At 55.8% G+C, this 609-nt stretch carries 1 pseudogene; it reads right to left on the minus strand.

Annotated elements, in window-relative coordinates:
* Positions 1-284: pseudogene (locus tag NW838_RS09835) on the minus strand (hypothetical protein); the annotation flags it as partial.
* Positions 285-609 lie beyond the last annotated feature (325 nt).

The raw sequence follows: 609 nt of genomic DNA on the forward strand, positions 1-609 counted from the left end.
AAGTGATAGACCATCATCCGCCGCACCAAGGTATCTTCCTCAGGCGCGGGGCCGCCGTCATTGGGGTTCACGGGGGTATAGGTGTTTTCCAGAGGCAGATCTGGCAAGGCCTCGTAGACCTGCCGCGCCGCCTCAGGGATCAGCCGCAACTGGGCATAGGCAGGGCCGGATCCCAGCAGGGCCACAGCGGCAATGCCCACCCAGCCTCGCCAAAGAGCTTGCTTTTTCACCACGACTTTCTTCTCCACCGGTAGCAAACCATCGCTCAAATTATAGCGCGGCACCTCTTATCTCTCCTGATTGGAAAGAGCTTGGGATCCCAGAGCAGTTGGGAAGCGTTGCAATCTAGACATGGACATGAACCATTCTAAGCTGCATAGATTTTTTTGGCTCAGCGTTTATAGACAGGATAGCCGGCTGCCAATTGACCCCAGCTTTTAACGATCTCTAGTCAATGCTCAATCCCTCGACCACCTGAGGCTGAGAACGTGGCCTGAGAGGGGCAGATTGGGCTACGCGATCCTGTCGTCGGTGGGGCTGAAAGTGATTTTGCCACAAGCCGAGGATATCAAGTGTTTCGCCACCATGCTGGGTGTAGCGCTGCCGTAC

This window comes from Synechococcus sp. R55.2, from assembly GCF_047462075.1.
In the GTDB taxonomy this organism is placed as follows: Bacteria; Cyanobacteriota; Cyanobacteriia; order Thermostichales; family Thermostichaceae; genus Thermostichus.